The following is a 17817-nucleotide window of genomic DNA, read 5'->3' on the forward strand; positions in this document are numbered from 1 at the left end:
CAGAGGATCCGGGCCCGCCCGCGAAGGGGGCCTCGACCGGGAGGGAGCCCCATGCGTCCACGTACATCGATGCGGGAAGTCTGGATCGGCCTGGTGGTGCTCGCCGCGCTCGGCGGCGTGGTCGCGCTGGCGGGGCTGGCGAGCGACGGCCCCGGGTTCCTCGCCCGCCAGGCGACGTTCGACGTCGTCTTCCGCGACGGCCAGGGGATCCGGGTCGGCAGCCCGGTCCGGATCGCCGGGCTCGACGCCGGCAACGTCGTCGATCTGTCGCTGGTCGAGGTCGAGGGCGCGCTGCGGGCGCGGGTTCGGCTGTCGCTGCCGGCGAGCCTGCTCAAGAAGCTCCGGCAGGACGTCAAGGTCACGATCGCGCCGGGGCTCACCGGCATGAGCCACGTCAACATCGTCTCGTCGGGCGCGTCCGACGTCACGCTCGTGGCCGGCCAGAAGATCACCGGGGTCGAGTCGTCGTTCTTCGACCCGATCATCGAGCAGGTCGGGCTGGGGCCGCAGGAGCGCAACCACCTCAGCCACACCATCGGCGAGATCCGCCAGACGGTCGACGCCGTCGGCCCCCGCCTGCGGCAGATCCTGGCCTCGTTCGAGGACGCCTCGGGCAACGTCAAGGAGATGAGCGACTCGCTCCGGCCGGCCATCGAGAACACCGTCGGCCGCGTCGAGGACCTGGCCAAGCGGATCGGCGCGACCTCGCCCCGGATCGAGGCGGCCGTCACCCGGTTCGACGTCATCACCCGCCTGGTCGAGCTGATCCTCAGCGACAACCGCGAGAACCTGCGGCTGACCATCGGCTCGGCCAGGGACGCCGTCGGCTCGGTCAAGGACGTCCTGTCCGTCCACCGGCCCAAGATCGACCGCACCATCGAGCAGGTCGACATGCTCGCGGCGCGGGCCAACCGGGTCGCCTACCAGGCCGACCTGCTGACGACCCAGGGGGTGCAGATCGTCACCAACGGCCGCGCCGACATCGAGCGGTCGATCTCCAACGTCCGCGACGCCACCGACTGGGGCGACAAGCTCGTCCAGAAGATCTACACCAACCCGTTCGTCCTCAGCCCCTTCTACAAGCCGTCCAACGAGGACCTGCGGGTGCAGGCCGTCTACGACACGGCCCAGGTCTTCAGCAAGGGGGCCCAGGAGCTGCACGACGCCGCCAAGACCTTCGACGTCCTGCTCGCCCGCCCCGCCACGCCCGAACAGCAGCAGGAGATGCAGAAGCTCCAGCAGCGCGTCCAGGCCCTCACCCAGGGCCTGGGCCAGACGTCGCAACAGCTGGCCGAGGGCCTCAAGGCCCCGGCCCAGTCCGGCCGGCTCCGGCGCTAGGCCGGGTTCCCGACGGGAGGTTTTTTCCGGTTTTGACTCAACCGGCGGGGCCGGAGGTCCGATACTAACACCATCGACGTTCAACCTCGGACGTCAACGCGGTGGACGAAGACCGGAGCTGAGAATCCCGGCTGACCGTCAGTCGGCTCGCTCTGACGAGATGAATCTCAGCCGTCCGAATCGAACGGCACCCGGATCCGCTGAAGGCCAGGCCTTCGGCCACGGCACCCAACTGGAGGCGAACGATGGAAATCTTCGGCGCAGGGGGCGCGCAAGGCCCTCAACCCATTTTCCCGCGACTGGCCCCGTTCAACGTCGACGCCGGCAGCACGGTTCACGCCGGCGCGCCTCGCGACCAGGTCGAAATCTCGCCGCTCGGCCAGATGCTCGACGGCATCAGCCGCCTGCCCGAGATCCGGCACGAGCGGGTCGAGGAGATCCGCCGCCAGATCGCCGAGGGGACCTACGACACCCCCGAACGGCTCGAGCTGGCCCTCGACCGGATGCTCTCCGAATTCATCGGCTGATCCCCCCGGGGACCTCCGACCGAAACAAATCCGTAACGACCAGGCCGGCCTCGGGCGCACCATGCATGGCGCGCCCGGGTCGGCCTGTTGACGTTTCGAAGGCGCCCGCCCCGAGGCCGTCGGCGTCCGATCCTCTCTCCTTCTCCCCCCGGGAGAAGGCGGCCGGGACGGCCGGATGAGGGTCGCGGCGCTTCAGAAGAGACCCGCGCCCTCCAGCCCCGTCGAACTCCGCCGACCCTCATCCGCCGCTGCGCGGCACCTTCTCCCGGCGGGAGAAGGGGAAGACGCCCGAACGCCTTCGAACAAATCGGGGCCGCGTCTTGCATCCTACGGGTCGTCCAGTACGATACCGAAAGTATCTACTATTCGTCCCGTAGGAGACCGTCATGGCCGACGTCGCGCCCACGCCTCGGGAACTGGAGGCGCTGAAGGTCCTTTGGCGCCGGGGGCCCGCGACCGTCCGCGAGGTGCATCGCGAGATGCAGCCCCGTGACGGGGAGCTGGCCTACACCACGGTGCTCAGCCTGCTGCAGACGATGGAGCAGAAGGGGTTCGTGGGCCACGAGCCCGCGGGCAAGGCGTACGCCTACTTCGCCAAGGTCCGGCGCGACGGCGTCTTCCGCAAGTTGGCCGGGGGCTTCCTCGACCAGGTCTTCGACGGCGCGATGGGCGAATACGTCGCCCGCGCGCTCCAGTCGCGAAAGCCGACCGTCGCCGAGCTGGAGGAGATCGAGGCGATGATCGCCGAGGCCAAGGCGCTGGCACGGGACCGCGACGCGAAGGGGGGTGCGTGATGACCCCCGCGGCCGCATCGCTCGGGTACCGGCTCCTGGACTATTACGCCCTGGCGACGTGCGTCCTGCTCGCGGTCGTCCCGATCCTCCTTGGCCTGCGGCAGCCGGCGCGACGGATCGCCGTCGGCCGCGCCGCCCTCGGGGGCCTGCTCGCGCTCCTCGCCCTCGGCTTCGTGCCGCACTGGCCCAGGGTCGGCCTCGCGGGGCTCCTCACGTCGACGCCGGAGAGGACGACGATTCCACCCGCCGCGTCGGTCGCCCCGGCCCGGTCCGCCGGACCGCTCCCGGGGGCTTCGGAGTCGTCGCGGCCGGCCCTCGACGCCGGGCGGCCGGACGGGATCGCCCCCCCTGTCCCGACGGCGCCCGAACGGCCCGTCGCCGGCGTCGTGCGGACGGCGACGACCGCCCCGGACCGGGCCCTGATCGCTGTGCGAGCATTCGTCGTCGGCTCCGGCGCGATGCTGGCCTGGCTGGCGGTGGGATCGTGGCGGGTGTCCGTGCTGAGGCGTCGCTCCCGCCGGGCGACCCCGGCGGCGGAGGCCGTGCTCTCCTGGCTGGTGGGGGACGCCCCGACCCCCGCGCTGCTCGTCCACGACGCGCTGGGACAACCGGTGGCGATCGGCGTCTTGCGGCCGACGATCATCCTGCCGTCGCGGTTCCTCGACGAGCCGACCGCCCGCCTCGAAGCCGCCCTGGCGCACGAGTGGGGGCACATCCGCAACGGCGACCTTCGCCTGATCGCGGCCTCGCGGCTCCTGCTGCCGATCCTCTTCGCCCACCCGATCTACTGGTGGCTCCGCCGCCTCATCCGGGACGACCAGGAGGCGCTGGCCGACGCGGCGGCGGCGTCGGCCGTCGGGGGGCGGTTGGGCTACGCGGAGATCCTGTTCGCCTGGTCCAGGACTTCGCCGGACCGGTCGTGGCTCGCGGCGGGGGGTTCCGTCGCCTTGTTCGAGCGTCCATCCCAGGTCAAGCGGAGGATCGCCATGCTGCTGGACGGAGAATTCCGCGTCGAGCCGACCTGCCCCGCCCGCTGGCGGATCGCCGCGCGGGCCCTCACGGCGACGGCCGTCGTGGCCGCCTCGTTCCTGACCCTCCGCCCGGCGGCCGGCGGGGCCGACGGCCCCGGAATCCCCCGGCCGGTTGTGCAGGCCCAGGAGCCGACTCCTCCCGCGCCATCCAAGACCGAGCCGGACGCGATCGAAGCCCGCCTCCTCGACCCGGACGGCAAGCCCGTCGCGGGGGCCAGGGTGTACCTGGACGAGTCCATGACGTTCGCCGGCCCGAAGCGCCCGGGCCCGACGCTCACGCTCGTCGGGACGACGGGCCCCGACGGCTTGTTCCGCTACCCCCGAGGCCGGTCGGACGCGTACGTGCGGAGCCGAGTGATCGTGGCGGCCGAGGGCTACGGCCCCACCTTCGTCGACAGGACTCCGGCGGGCGAAGACGAGGTCGTCCCGCTGGTCCGCGACGACGTCCCCATCCGGGGCCGCGTTATCGACGCCCGGGGCCGCCCGGTCGCCGGGGCCGCGGTGACGGTCGCCTCGATCTCCTGGAACCCCAGCGGCGACGTGGACCGGCTGATCGACGGCTTCAGGCCGAGGACCAGCGAGCCCAGGCCGGGCGAAACGGAGCGTTCGTGGTCGATCGACGTCCCCTTCCTCCCCTCCGCGGTCGCCGACCAGGACGGCCGGTTCACTATTCGGGGCGTCGGCCGCGGGCGGATCGCCTCGCTCCGGGTCGCCGGAACGGGGATCGAGACGGCGCAGATCCGGGTTGCCACCCGCGAGATGCCGGCCGTCGAAGTCCTATTCGTCCCGGGCCGGAAGGACGGCCCGAAAGAGACCTATTACGGCGCGACCTTCGAGTACGTCGCGCCTCCGGGACGGGAGGTCGTCGGGACGGTGACCGACCTGGAGACGGGACGGCCCGTGGCCGGGGCGACCGTCGGCTCCTCCCGATGGTCCACGTCGGTGGACCCCGATTTCCAGACGACCACCGACCCCCAGGGCCGCTACCGGCTCGTGGGCCTTCCGGCCAAACCCGGCAGGTTCAACGGCGACATCGAGGAGATCATCGCCGGAGGGGGTGCCACGCCGCCCTACCTCTCGGCGACGAAGCCGATCGGTCGGTTCGAAGCCGGCAAGCCCACCATCGTCGACCTCGCCCTCCGTCGCGGGGTCCGGGTCAAGGGGCGGGTCGTCGACAAGCAGACCGGCCAGGGCGTCCGCTCGATCGCCGTCTACTTCGTCCTGGCCGGGAACCCCTACTGCACGCCAAACCCCCGGGCCATGTCGAGCAGCCTGCCAATCGGCCCATGGACCGACGACGACGGGAACTTCGAGCTGGTCGCGTCGCCGGGCCCGGGGGCGATCGCCGTGCGGGCGCGAGGCAAGAGCTTCCTGTACGACGACGAGGGCATGCCCTACCGGCGGGGGACGGGCGTGGAGACGATCCCGGGGCTGAAGTGGCAGAGCGTGGAGTCGGGCCTCGTCGACACGCTGACCGACATCTTCAAGCCGTACGAGTACCACGGCGTCGCGGGCGTCGACCCGAAGCCGGGCGATGCGGAGATCACCTGCGAGATCCTGCTCGACCGCGGCCGGTCGGTGCCGGGCCGGGTGGTCGGCCCGGACGGCTCGCCGCTGGCCGGGGCGGTCGTCCTGGGGGACGAGGATTACATCTTCGACCGAGGGCCCGAGCCGCAGCCGTCGGCCGATTTCGTGGTAGCGACGCTCGTCCCGAACGCCCCCCGCACCGTCACGGCCTACCATGCCGAGAAGAACCTCGCCGGGTCCCTCGTGGTCGGGCCCGACGAGGTCGGCCCGGTGGTCCTGAAGCTGGAGCCGCAGGGCGAGGTGACAGGCCGGCTAATCGACGCCGCCGGGCTCCCGGTGGCCGGCTGGCAGATCATGCACGGCAACCCCCAGTCGTCGAAGCCGTCCGACGCCGGCGGGGGCGCGGTGGTCGCCACGACGGCCGGGGACGGCCGATTCCGCATCCCGAGGATCGTCCCCGGGCGGAGCTACACCTTCACCGTCTGGAGCCTGCGGCCCAACCCGCAACACCCCAGGAACGTGACCCTGGTCGAGGGCCTGATCGTCCCGAGCGGCGAGACGAAGGACCTCGGCGACGTGTCCCGCGACGCGGGCGATTAAGCCCTACGAGAGCCGATCAGGGCGGGCGGCCCTCCCGCTGCGCGAGGGCCGCTCGGCGCCCTTTCGCCCCGCCTGTTCCCTCACCGCCGACGGTTCCGCTAGAATCGGACCTCGGGACGCCGGCTCGTGCTGCGACGCCCCTCTCTTCTCGACGGCGTCTCACACGACATCACGATCCGCATCCGAGAGCGACTCCCATGATGATGCGTCTCCTCCTCTTCGCGACGGGCCTGGCGTCCGCCCTCCTCACAGCCCCGATCGCGGACGCGCGGGCCGACTCGCCGCCGATCCGCGTCCTCTTTCTGGGCGACCGCGGGCACCACGACCCGGCCGACCGCGAGGCTCAGATCGCGCCCGTGCTGGCCCTCCGCGGGATCGACGTCGCGTACACCGAGGACGTCGCCGCCGCGTTGAACCCGGAGACGCTCAAGGGCTACGACGCCCTGATCCTCTACGCCAACATCGACGAGATCGCCCCGGCGCAGGCCAAGGCGCTCGTGGACTACGTCGAGGGGGGCGGCGGATTCGTGCCGATCCACTGCGCCTCCTTCTGCTTCCGGAACTCGCCCGCGTGCGTCGCCCTGATCGGCGGCCAGTTCAAGAGCCACGAGACGGGCGTGTTCGAGACCGCCGTCGTCGCCCCCGAGCACCCGATCACCAAGGGGCTCGTCCCGTTCAAGACATGGGACGAGACCTACGTCCACGAGAAGCACAACGCCGAGGGCCGCACCGTCCTCCAGGTCCGCCAGCAAGAGCCCTGGACCTGGGTCCGCACCCAGGGGAAGGGCCGCGTCTTCTACACGGCCTACGGCCACGATTCGCGGACCTGGGAGCAGCCCGGGTTCCAGGCGCTCCTGGAGCGCGGCATCCGCTGGGCGGCCGGCAGGCCGGTGTTCGACTCGCGGCCGACCGTCGCGCCGGGGCTGAAGCCGGCCGAGGTCGTCGACGCCGGCTCGGACATCCCCAACTACCTGCCGTCGGAGAAGTGGGGCGTGCAGGGCGAGCCCTACCGCAAGATGCCCGCCCCGCTCGGCCCGGCCGAGTCGCTCAAGCACCTGATCGTCCCCAAGGGCTTCGAGCCCCGCCTGTTCGCCGCCGAGCCCGAGATCGCCAGGCCGATCTGCATGGCCTGGGACCACAAAGGCCGGCTCTGGATCGCCGAGAGCTTCGACTACCCCAACACCAAGCAGGGCCGGGGCGCCGAGGGCCGCGACCGCATCAAGGTCTGCGAGGACCGCGACGGCGACGGCCGGGCCGAGACCTTCACCATCTTCGCCGAGGGGCTCAACATCCCGACGAGCCTCTGCCATCACGACGGCGGCGTGATCGTCCACCAGGCGCCCGACACCCTGTTCCTCAAGGACACGGACGGCGACGGCAAGGCCGACGTGAAGAAGGTTCTGTTCACCGGCTGGGGCACGGCCGACACCCACGCCGGCCCCAGCAACCTCCGCTACGGCCTCGACGGCTGGATCTACGGCATCGTCGGCTACTCGGCCTTCAAGGGGACCGTCGGCGGCGAGAGGCTCGCGTTCGGCCAGGGGATCTACCGGTTCAAGCCCGACGGCTCCAAGCTGGAGTTCCTCCGCAGCACCTCGAACAACTCGTGGGGCCTGGGCTTGAGCGAGGAAGGGCTGATCTTCGGCTCGACGGCCAACGGTTGCCCGAGCGTCTTCCTGGGGGTCCCCAACCGCTACTACGAGTCGGTCCGGGGCTCGTCCCCGAGCGTCCTGCGGATGATCTCCGCGACCAACAACATCTACCCCGAGACCGACAAGGTCCGCCAGGTGGACCACCACGGCGGCTTCACCGCCGCCGCCGGCCACGCGCTCTACACGGCGCGGGCGTATCCGGCCCCGTACTGGAACAAGACGGCGTTCGTCGCCGAGCCGACCGGGCACCTGCTGGCCGCGTTCACGCTCCAGCCCAAGGGGAGCGACTTCGCCTCGTACAACGGCTGGAACCTCGTCTCCAGCGACGACGAGTGGACCGCGCCGATCATCGCCGAGGTCGGCCCCGACGGCCACGTCTGGGTCGTCGACTGGTACAACTACATCGTCCAGCACAACCCCACGCCCCAGGGCTTCCAGACCGGCAAGGGGGCCGCCTACGAGACCCCGCTGCGCGACAAGACCCACGGCCGGATCCACCGGATCGTCTGGAAAGACGCGCCCCAGCCCTCGTGGAAGCCGCTCGACCCGGCCGACGCCGACGGCCTCGTGGCGGCGCTGGGGAGCGACAATCAGCTCTGGCGGCTGCACGCCCAGCGGCTCCTGGTCGAGCGCGGCAAGGCCGACGTCGTCCCCGCCCTGCTCGCCCTGGCGGCCGACCCCAAGGTCGACGCGATCGGCCTCAACCCCGGCGCGATCCACGCGCTCTGGACGCTCCGCGGCCTGAAGGCGATCGACGGCGACGCCAAGGCGCGGGGGGCGGCCGTCGCGGCCCTCAAGCACCCCTCGGCCGGAGTGCGCCGGAACGCCTTGCAGGTCCTGCCGCGCGACGCCGAGACGGTCGCGGCGGTGGTCGCGGCCGGCTCGCTCGCCGACCCCGACGTGCAGGTCCGGCTGGCCGCCCTGCTGACCCTGGCCGACGTCCCGACCGACCCGGCGGCCGGCGCGGCGATCGCCAAGGCCCTGGTCGCGGGCCTGGGCGCGGGCGACCGCTGGCTGACCGACGCCGCCGTGAGCGCCGCGGCGGCCCACGCCGAGCCCTTCCTGAAGGCCCTGGCCGCGACCGGGGCCGAGGGCGTGCCGTCGCCCGCCATGCTCCGGGTCGTCGAGCGGGTCGCCGAGCACCACGCGCGGGGGGGCCCGGTCGACGCGATCGGCGGCGTCCTCGCGGCCTTCGGCGACGTGGCCGCGACCCCCTTCGGCCGTGCGGTCGCCGAGCGCGTCGTCGTCGGCGAGGCCAGGGGCTGGCCCGCCGACCGCAAGCCGACGCTCGACGCGGCCGCGGAGCAGGCGCTCGCCGGCCTGCTCGACCGGCTCCCCTCGGAGGGCCGGGGCCGGCTCGTCTTCCTCGGCTCGCGATGGGGGAGCGAGGCCATGAAGCGCGCGTCCGAGGACGTCGCCAAGGCCCTGCTGGCCCGGGTGGGCGACGACTCGAAGCCCGAGCGCGACCGCATCGAGGCCGCCCGCGAGGTCGTCGAGCTGCGGCCCGAGGACGACGCCGTCGCCGCCGGGCTGGTCGCGGCGATCGCCCCCCGGACGCCCCCCGCGCTGGCCGCCGGGCTGGTCGAGGCGCTGGCGAAGGGCCGCGCCCGCGGCGCCGGCCCGGCCCTGCTCGACGGCCTGCCGCGGATGACCCCCGCGACCCGCACCCTCGCCCTCCGCGCCCTGCTCGGCCGCGGCGACTGGACCGCCGACCTGCTCGACGCCGTCGACTCCGGCAAGGTCGGCTGGGACGGCTTCTCGCTCGACCAGAAGCAGGCGCTGGCCGCCCATCCCGACAAGGCCCTCGCCGAGAAGGCCGCGCGGCTCATCGCCCGCGGCGGCGCGCTGCCCGACGCCGACCGTCAGGCGGTCGTCGAGAAGCTCTCGAAGGTCGTCCTCGAAGGGGGCGACCCGGCGCACGGCAAGAAGGTCTTCGTCGATCAGTGCGTCAAGTGCCACAAGCACTCCGGCGAGGGGGGGAACGTCGGCCCCGACCTCAGCGGCATGGCCTCGCACCCGCGGTCCGAGCTGCTGGTCCACATCGTCGACCCCAGCCGGAGCGTCGAGGGCAACTTCGTCCAGTACACGCTCGCCACCGCCGACGGCCGCGTCATCAACGGCCTGATGGCGTCCGAGTCCAAGACGGCCGTCGAGCTGCTCGACGCCGACGCCAAGACCCACGTCGTCCTCCGCGAGGACATCGACGAGATGACCGCCTCCAGGAAGTCGCTCATGCCCGAGGGCTTCGAAAAGCAGGTGAGCGAGGCCGACCTGAAGGACCTGCTCGCCTTCCTCACCCAGCGCGGCAAGTACCTGCCGCTGGACCTCCGCAAGGCGGCCGGCGTCGTCACCACCCGAGGCATGTTCTACGCCTCGGAGTCGCCCGTCGAACGCCTGGTCTTCGCCGACTGGGGGCCGAAGGAGTTCCAGGGCGTCCCCTACCAGCTCATCGACCCCAAGGGGGGCCGCACGCCCAACGCGATCATGCTCAACGGGCCGATCGGCGAGGTCGCGCCCAAGATGCCCAGGGCCGTCGAGCTGGACTGCAACGCGCCGGCCAGGGCCATCCACATCCTCGGCGGGATCGGCGGCTGGGCGTACAACGGCGGCGAGCCGAGCAAGTCGGTGTCGATGATCGTCCGGCTCCACTACGCCGACGGCGAGGTCGAGGACCACCCCCTGCTCGACGGCGTCCACCTCTCGGACTACATCCGCCCGGTCGAGGTCCCCGGCTCGGAGCTGGCCTTCAACCTGGGCGGCCGCCAGCTCCGGCACGTCAAGGTGGTCCCCGGCCGCGCCGGGCCGATCGCCCGGATCGAGCTGGTCAAGGGCGACGACCGCACCGCGCCCGTCGTGATGGCCGTGACGGTGGAAACCGAGTGAGCGGCGCGCGACAATCGCCGCTCCAACCCCTCGGAGACGCCCCGCCGCCACGGCGGGGGTCGCCGCCGCCCCCGAGATCGATTCGAAAGGAATGACATAGTGAGACGCATCCTCTTCGGCGCTCTCCTGGCCGCGTGCCCCGCGGCCGCCCTCGCCGACGACGCGCCGCCCTGGAAGCCCGCCCCGGGCTCGCTCATGACCCGCTGGGCGGAGCAGGTCGACCCGGCCACCGTGCACTCGGAATACCCCCGGCCCCAGCTCGTCCGCGAGGCCTGGACGAACCTCAACGGCCTCTGGGACTATGCCGTCCGCCCCGCCGCCGACGCCCGGCCCGAGGCGTTCGACGGCCGGATCCTCGTCCCCTTCCCGATCGAGTCGGCCCTGAGCGGCGTGAAGAAGGCGGTCAAGCCCGACGAGACGCTCTGGTACCGCCGCACCTTCCCGCTGGAGAAGCCGGCCGACGGCGTGCGGCACCTGCTCCACTTCGGGGCCGTCGACTGGGCGGCGACCGTCTACGTCAACGGCGCGAAGGTCGGCGAGCACAAGGGGGGCTTCGATCCGTTCACGTTCGACGTCACCGACGCGCTCGACTTCGCCAGGCCCGCCCAGGAGGTCGTCGTCGCGGTCACGGACCCGACCGACGCGGGCAGCCAGCCCCGCGGCAAGCAGGTCCTCAAGCCCCAGGGCATCTTCTACACGGCCGTCACCGGCATCTGGCAGACGGTCTGGATGGAGGCCGTCCCGGCGCGACGGATCGACTCCCTGAAGATCGTCGCCGACGTCGACGCCGAGGAGGTCCGCGTCACCCCCGCGGTCGTCGGCGGCGATCCCGGCGCGGCCGTGCGCGTGGTCGTCTTCGAGGGCGACAAGGTCGTCGCCGAGGCGACCGGGCCGGCCGGGGAGGCGATCAAGATCCCCCTCCCCGAGCCGAAGCTCTGGGGCCCCGATTCGCCCTTCCTCTACGACCTCAAGGCGAGCGTCGAGGGCGACGGCGGCGACGCGGTCGGCTCGTACTTCGGCATGCGGAAGATCGCGCTCGGCAAGGACGAGGCCGGCGTCCTGCGGCTGATGCTCAACGGCAAGCCCCTGTTCCAGTACGGCCCGCTCGACCAGGGCTGGTGGCCCGACGGCCTCTACACCGCCCCCACCGACGAGGCCCTCAAGTACGACCTCGAGGTGACGAAGAAGCTCAACTTCAACATGATCCGCAAGCACGTGAAGGTGGAACCCGCCCGCTGGTACCGCCACTGCGACGAGATGGGCCTCCTCGTGTGGCAGGACATGCCCGCCGGCGACAACAAGGACGACGCCTCGAAGGAACAGTTCGGCGCCGAGTGGAAGGCCGTGATCGACGCCCTGCACGACCACCCGTCGATCGTCATGTGGGTGCCGTTCAACGAGGGCTGGGGCCAGCACGACACCGAGCGCGTCGTCGCCTGGACCAAGGAGTACGACCCGACCCGGCTGGTCGACAACGCCAGCGGCTGGACCGACAAGGGCGTCGGCGACGTCAACGACATGCACAACTACCCCGGCCCCGGCATGCCCGCGCTCGAAGAGAAGCGCGCGGCGGTCCTGGGCGAGTTCGGCGGCCTGGGCCTGCCGCTCGAAGGCCACACCTTCTCCGAGAAGGACAACTGGGGCTACGTCAGCTTCAAGAACGTCGAGGACCTGGGCGAACGCTATCTGGGCCTGATCCACCGCCTGAAGGCGCTCTCGGGCCTGGGCCTGTGCGCGGGGGTCTACACCCAGACGACCGACGTCGAGGTCGAGGTCAACGGCTTCATGACCTACGACCGGGCCGTGATCAAGCTCCCGGCCGAGGCCGTCGCCGCGGCCCACGCCGGGCTCTACGACGCCACGACGCCGCTCAAGGCGACCGTCCTGATCCCCACGGCCCAGGCGGGGCCGCAGGCCTGGAAGTACACGACCGAGGCCCAAGCCGAGGGCTGGAACCAGCCCGAGTTCAACGACTCCGCCTGGCCGTCCGGGCCCAGCGGGTTCGGCACCAAGGCCACCCCGGGCGCGATCGTGAACACCGAGTGGGCGACCGCCGACATCCGCATCCGCAAGGACTTCGACCTCGCCGAGGCCCCGACGGGCGAGATCTGGCTGTCCATCCACCACGACGACGAGGCCGAGGTCTTCCTCAACGGCAAGTCGGTCGCCAAGCTCGGCAAGTGGACCTCGAGCTACGAGTTCGTCCCCCTCGCCGCCGACGCCGCCCAGGCCCTGAAGGCCGGCAAGAACGTCGTCGCCGTCTCCTGCCACCAGGACAGGGGCGGCCAGTACATCGACGTCGGGCTGGTCGAGATCAAGCAGGTCAAGCCCTGACGCCGCCTCGATCCCATCCCATGACGTGAAGCGAAGCGGCCCCGCCATAGCCGGCGGGGCCGCTTCGCTTCGACCATCCGCCGCCCTTCGCCGCAGAAGGGGGCCGGGCTCGACGGCCCTGGGCCGTCTCGATTCAGATCAAAGCCGCCGCCGCGCCAGGACGCAGCCACCCCCAGATTCGAATCCGCCCCTCATCGAGGCTGATCGGGGCGCCGATCCGCTTGAGCGCCTCGACGATCGCTTCGCGTCGGGGGTCCGCATGGATCTCCAGCCACTCGATCGTCTCCCAGGGCCGGGGATGGTAGATCCACTCGCGATCCCAGGTCGCGAGGGCCGGCTCGGGCCCCTGGATATCCTTGATGCGGAATCCCGGGGGGCCGCCGGACAGCCCGCGCATGGCCTCGACGACTTCACGCCACTTGGTGGCGTTCATGGCGGAGACGAGCCGCTCACGCTCGGCGTACCGCCTCCACGCCTCGACCTCCCGACGCCGTTCCCCCATGGTTCGCCGCCTCCTCGCGAGATCCGCGACGGCGCCGCACGGCGGCCTCCGCCCGTCACTTCGGCGCGGCGGCGGTCTCGGCGGGCTTCTTGTCGTCGGGGCCGGCGTCCTGGCGGAGGACGACGACGCGGTCGTGGAGGACGAGGACGAGGTCGGTGCGGCCGTCGCCGTCGACGTCGCCGACGGCCATCTCGCGGGGCTCGAACGAGGCTCCGCCGCCGCCGCGGAACGACTTCCGCTCGTAGAGCTTGAAGGTCAGGGCGTGGAGCAGGTCCTCGGTGCCGTCGTAGCTGGCGACGTCGAGGGCCTGCTCGACGACGTCGGTGAAGACGACGTCGGCGACGCCGTCGGCGTTGAGGTCGCCGGCGATCAGGTCGCCGAGCCGGCCCTCGATGGTCCTGGGCTCGTAGCTGGCGATGACCTTGAGCCGGCGGCCCCGGCCCCCCGTCTGGAGGACGGCGAAGCGGTCGGTGCCGGCGATCAGGAGGTCGTCGCGGCCGTCGGCGTCGAAGTCGCCGACGTGCAAGCCCTCGAAGTTGATCGACCCCAGGGCGAGGCTGCCGGCCTGGCGGTAGACGCCGTCCTTGGGGGTCAGGAAGAGGAGCGACTTGGTGCTGCGGTCGAGCAGGACGACGTCCTTGCGGCCCTCGCCGGTGACGTCGAGCGCGGCGGCGCCCTGGATCTGGGCCGTGCCCCGGGCGGCGTTGTACTGGTCCTTGATCTGCCACTGCCCCTTGTCGTCGAGCTGGACGCGGCGGCCGAAGGTGTTCTGGGCGACGACCAGGGCGGGGCCGTCGAGGTCCGTCAGGCTCACGCCGGCCGGGGTCGCCCCGCCGAGCGGGCCGAGGCCGCCGGCGAACGGCTTCAGGCCCTCGTCCTTCTGGCCCAGGAGCAGGATCGGGGCCCCGAAGCCGCTGAAGACCAGCAGGTCGGTCTCGCCGTCGCGGTCGACGTCGAGGGCGCGGATGGCGGTGGGCGCGCCGGAGAGGCCGGCGAGGGGGACGGCCTCGGCGGCGCCGAACTTGACCTCGGCGGCCCCGCCCGAGGCGTCCGGACGCACGGCCCGCAGCTCGAAGGCGTCGGCGCCCGGCTTGGTCCTCGCGGCGTAGACGACCGCGGGCTTGCCCGACTCCTCGACGTCGGCGAGGGCCATGGCGACGGGCTCGCCCTTGATCGCCAGGGCCGTCGGGAAGCTCAGCCGGCCGTCCTCGAAGCGGCTGCGGCCGATCTGCTTCTCCTGCTCCGAGAGGACGAGGGCCTCGTCGCGGCCGTCGCCGTCGAGGTCGGTCAGGATCACCCCCTTGCCGCCCAGCAGGCCGGGGAACGACTCGCCGGTGCTCAGGCCGGTCCCGCCCGACTGGCGGTAGACCCACATCTGGGCGTTGGCCGGGTCGGTGACGACCACGTCCTTCTTCTTGTCGCCGTCGAGGTCGCCCACGGCCAGGCTGCGGCCCCGCTCGTTCCCCTTGGGGAGGCCGAAGAAGGCCAGGCGGCCCCAGCGGTCGTCGGAGTCGGCCGCGGACTCGTCGAGCTTGTAGACCTTGCCCCGGCCCGACTGCTCCTCGACCGTGAGCACCTCGACCCCCTTGCCGCCGTCGAGCTGGCCGAACGCCAGGGCTCGCACCTTGGCGATCGCGAACCGCTGCTCGGGCCCGAGCTTCTTGTCGGGCGTGGCGAACCGGACGTGGATCGGGTGGTCGGACTCGCCGTCGAGGATCACCAGGTCGGACGCGCCGTCGCCGTCCAGGTCCTGGATCTTGACCATGCTGGGGGTGGCCGCGGTGTGCGGGGCCCGCTCGGGCTCGGACAGCACGCCGGGTTCGGTCTGTCGGATGAGGACCAGCTCGCCCTCGGTCAGCAGCGCGACGTCGTCGCGGCCGTCCTGGTCGACGTCGCCGACGGCCAGGGCGTTGGAGCTCTCCAGGGCGTCCCCGCACTTGATCCGCTTCGGCGGCCCGAACTTGCCCGCGCCCTCGTTGTGGAGGATGACGATCTCGGCCGGGGTGCCGTAGAAGACCAGGTCGGCCTTGCCGTCGCCGTTGAAGTCGCCCGAGCCCAGGCTGACGACCTCGCGGTCGACCGGGATGTTCGCCGGCCGCATCCGCTTGTCGGAATCCAGGTCATTGACCTCCTTGCGGAAGGGCCGGGCGTCGGCCGCCCCGGCGGCCTTCTTGGAGGAGAGCAGCAGGTCGATCCGCGACCGGGCGTTGTTGGCGACGATCACGTCGTCGACCTTGTCGCCGTCCACGTCCGCGAGCGTCAGGTTGCCGATCCGGTAGTCGAGCTTGTACAGCTCCAGGGGCAGGAAGCCGAAATAGTCGGCCAGGCGGGCCTTGCCGGCCGGCTTGGGCTCGTCGTCCCCCGCTCCGGCGCGTCCCGCGCCCGCCGCGGCCCCGAGGCAGGCCCACATCAGAACGAACCCGCGAATCCCTGGCGGCTTGATCATCAAAGCGGTTCCCGACGTGCGGCGATTGGAGGCCGGACGGCCGACGCTTTCGGCCGTTCCCCGCCCCCAGACTACGACCCCCGGCCGAGATCGACAAGTGGAGGACTTTTCGGGACGGGGAAACCGTGACGCGCCCCGCCCCGCGCGGGATCGACCCCCGTCCGGGGGCGAATAGGCTCAAGCCGGGCCGCCGATCGGGCCGAAGATCTCCACGTTCGGACTTTGACGATTCTTCCGTCCTTGCCACGGCGGCCCGCCCATGAACGATCGCCCCAGGAAAAGCCGAGCGACGCCGGGTCTCCGGCCCGCGACGAGGATCCTCGTCGCGGCGGCCGCGCTTTTCGCCCGGGGCCTCGCCGCGGCCGCCCAGGAGCCGCCCCGCCCGGTCGTCGCCCTGCCCCCGCCGCCGCGGGTCGAGGCGGCCGTCCCCGAGGTCGACGCCCTGCCGCCCCCGGCCGACGCGAAGGCCCCGGTCCTCTCGGGGGACGGCTCGCCGTCGGGGACGATCGAGATCAAGGTCGGCCACGGGCGGTTCCTGACGTTCCCTGAGGACATCGCCCAGCCGAACAAGGCCGTCCCCTTCCTCGCCGTGGGCGACCCGACCGTGGCCGACTTCTTCCAGGTCGGCCCCCGACGGATCCGGCTGATGGGCAAGCGTCTAGGGACCACCGACCTGACGATCGCCACGGCGTCGGGGCGGACGTTCGAATACGAATTGCGGGTCGTCCCGGACCTGGCCGCGCTGGGGGTGGAGCTGCAGCGGCTCTTCCCCGACGCCCGCCTCACCCTGTCGCCGCTGCGCGACAAGGTCGTCGTCGAGGGCCAGGCCCGCGACGCCAGCCAGGTCGCACGCATCATCTCGACGATCGACGGCTACATCCGCAACGTGCAGCGGGTCTCGATCCTCGGGCAGGTGGGCGACGCCCTGAACGTGATGGAAGGCCGCGATCCCAACGCCCCGGAGGAGGCCGCCAACCCCGACGGCTCGCCGTCCGCCCCCCCGCAACAGGGCGGCTCCCCCGGTTTCTCCGGCGAACTCGCGGGGGCCGGCGGGGGCCTGCTCGGCAGCATGGGGCCCGCGGCGGCCGGCATGGGAGGCATGGGCGGCGCCATCATGCCCCCCTCCACGCCGGGGTCGATGACGGCCAATCAGATCGCCGCGAACCAGGTCCAGGTCATCAACCTGATCCACGTGCCGACCTCGCAGCAGGTGCTGCTGAAGGTCCGGGTGGCCGAGCTGAACCGCACGGCCTTCCGCCAGATCGGGGCCGACTTCCTGGCCTCGATCCCCCAGTTCGCCAGCCTGTTCGGCACCCAGATCGGCGGCTCCACGTTCGTCCCCGGCCAGATCGGCCGGACGACGTTCAACCCGATCCTCCCGCCCGACGCGCGGGACATGACCCTGGGGACGGGGACGACCCTCTTCGGGACGTTCTCCGACGCCCGGTTCAACGCGGTCCTCCAGGCGCTGAGGCGGAACAACCTGCTGAAGATCCTCGCCGAGCCCAATTTGGTGACGCTCAACGGTCATCAGGCCAATTTCCTGGCCGGCGGCCAGTTCCCGGTGCCGGTCAACTCGGGGCTGGGGGGCGGGGTCGGCGGCGGCAACGTCCAGGTCGAGTTCAAGGATTTCGGCGTCCGGCTCGCGTTCCTGCCGATCATCGAGGACGGCGAGACCATCCGCCTGACCGTCGACCCCGAGGTCAGCTCGATCGACTTCTCGCTGGGCACCACCCTGGTCCCCGGCGGGTCGCCCGTGCCCGGCCTGAACATCCGGCGCTCGCACACCACCGTCGAGCTGCGGCAGGGGGAGACGCTGGCCATCGCCGGGCTCATGCAGCTCGCGCTCGACGGCCAGACCCAGCGGATCCCCGGGCTGGGGGACCTCCCCTACATCGGCGCGTTCTTCAGCAACACCACGAGCAACCGCATCGAGAAGGAGCTGGTGGTTTTGGTGACGCCCTACCTCGTCGAGCCCATGCGGCCGGGCCAGGTCCCCCCGACGCCCGGCGACGAGGTCGACCAGCCCAACGACCTGGAGTTCTTCCTCATGAACCGGATCGAGGGCCGCACCGGCGTCGACGCGCGGGCGACGACGATGTACGACGACCCGCTGCACCTCGTCCGGCCCGCGCTCGTCGAGCGCAAGTACCTGATCGGACCCGTGGGATACTCGAAGTGAG

9 protein-coding genes are annotated in these 17817 nt (G+C 71.9%); 7 read left to right on the forward strand and 2 right to left on the reverse strand.

Annotation, left to right across the window (positions count from 1 at the left end; genetic code table 11):
* Positions 1-51: 51 nt before the first annotated feature.
* The 6 genes from PZE19_RS13175 to PZE19_RS13200 all read left to right on the forward strand — a co-directional run bounded on the left by PZE19_RS13175 (position 52) and on the right by PZE19_RS13200 (position 12686).
* Positions 52-1338, forward strand: coding sequence for an MlaD family protein (locus tag PZE19_RS13175; RefSeq protein ID WP_277861088.1), 1287 nt, complete (start codon positions 52-54; stop codon positions 1336-1338).
* A 245-nt stretch (positions 1339-1583) separates the two neighbouring features.
* Positions 1584-1865 (forward strand): flagellar biosynthesis anti-sigma factor FlgM, encoded by a 282-nt coding sequence (locus tag PZE19_RS13180; RefSeq protein WP_277861089.1) that lies wholly within the window; start codon positions 1584-1586, stop codon positions 1863-1865.
* A 386-nt stretch (positions 1866-2251) separates the two neighbouring features.
* Positions 2252-2659, forward strand: coding sequence for a BlaI/MecI/CopY family transcriptional regulator (locus tag PZE19_RS13185; protein WP_277861090.1), 408 nt, complete (start codon positions 2252-2254; stop codon positions 2657-2659).
* Positions 2659-5817, forward strand: a complete 3159-nt coding sequence (locus tag PZE19_RS13190) for a M56 family metallopeptidase (protein ID WP_277864349.1) — start codon at positions 2659-2661, stop codon at positions 5815-5817. The genes PZE19_RS13185 and PZE19_RS13190 overlap by 1 nt, the downstream gene beginning before the upstream one ends.
* Before the next feature lie 200 nt (positions 5818-6017).
* Positions 6018-10352, forward strand: coding sequence for a PVC-type heme-binding CxxCH protein (locus PZE19_RS13195; RefSeq protein WP_438269990.1), 4335 nt, complete (start codon positions 6018-6020; stop codon positions 10350-10352).
* A 99-nt stretch (positions 10353-10451) separates the two neighbouring features.
* Positions 10452-12686: a glycoside hydrolase family 2 protein gene (locus tag PZE19_RS13200; protein WP_277861092.1), complete on the forward strand. Its 2235-nt coding sequence runs from the start codon at positions 10452-10454 to the stop codon at positions 12684-12686.
* A gap of 133 nt (positions 12687-12819) precedes the next feature.
* On the opposite strand, the gene PZE19_RS13205 is transcribed toward PZE19_RS13200, so the two are convergent.
* Positions 12820-13188: a DUF6678 family protein gene (locus PZE19_RS13205; RefSeq protein WP_277861093.1), complete on the reverse strand. Its 369-nt coding sequence runs from the start codon at positions 13186-13188 to the stop codon at positions 12820-12822.
* Positions 13189-13243: 55 nt separating this feature from the next.
* The gene (locus PZE19_RS13210; RefSeq protein WP_277861094.1) at positions 13244-15634 is read right to left on the reverse strand and encodes an FG-GAP repeat domain-containing protein; all 2391 of its coding nucleotides are present in this window, start codon (positions 15632-15634) and stop codon (positions 13244-13246) included.
* 259 nt (positions 15635-15893) lie between these two features.
* Here PZE19_RS13210 and PZE19_RS13215 point away from each other — a divergent pair, with 259 nt between their 5' ends.
* Positions 15894-17816: a type II and III secretion system protein family protein gene (locus PZE19_RS13215; protein WP_277861095.1), complete on the forward strand. Its 1923-nt coding sequence runs from the start codon at positions 15894-15896 to the stop codon at positions 17814-17816.
* The last annotated feature ends 1 nt before the right edge of the window (position 17817 follow it).

The organism is Paludisphaera mucosa (assembly GCF_029589435.1).
Lineage (GTDB): Bacteria > Planctomycetota > Planctomycetia > Isosphaerales > Isosphaeraceae > Paludisphaera > Paludisphaera mucosa.

Excerpts from the sequence above, each read along its gene's own strand:
- PZE19_RS13215 (WP_277861095.1), top strand. The coding sequence starts at position 15,894 with ATGAACGATCGCCCCAGGAAAAGCCGAGCGACGCCGGGTCTCCGGCCC.
- PZE19_RS13185 (WP_277861090.1), top strand. The coding sequence starts at position 2,252 with ATGGCCGACGTCGCGCCCACGCCTCGGGAACTGGAGGCGCTGAAGGTC.
- PZE19_RS13175 (WP_277861088.1), top strand. The coding sequence starts at position 52 with ATGCGTCCACGTACATCGATGCGGGAAGTCTGGATCGGCCTGGTGGTG.
- PZE19_RS13190 (WP_277864349.1), top strand. The coding sequence starts at position 2,659 with ATGACCCCCGCGGCCGCATCGCTCGGGTACCGGCTCCTGGACTATTAC.
- PZE19_RS13205 (WP_277861093.1), bottom strand. The coding sequence starts at position 13,188 with ATGGGGGAACGGCGTCGGGAGGTCGAGGCGTGGAGGCGGTACGCCGAG.
- PZE19_RS13180 (WP_277861089.1), top strand. The coding sequence starts at position 1,584 with ATGGAAATCTTCGGCGCAGGGGGCGCGCAAGGCCCTCAACCCATTTTC.
- PZE19_RS13195 (WP_438269990.1), top strand. The coding sequence starts at position 6,018 with ATGATGCGTCTCCTCCTCTTCGCGACGGGCCTGGCGTCCGCCCTCCTC.
- PZE19_RS13210 (WP_277861094.1), bottom strand. The coding sequence starts at position 15,634 with ATGATCAAGCCGCCAGGGATTCGCGGGTTCGTTCTGATGTGGGCCTGC.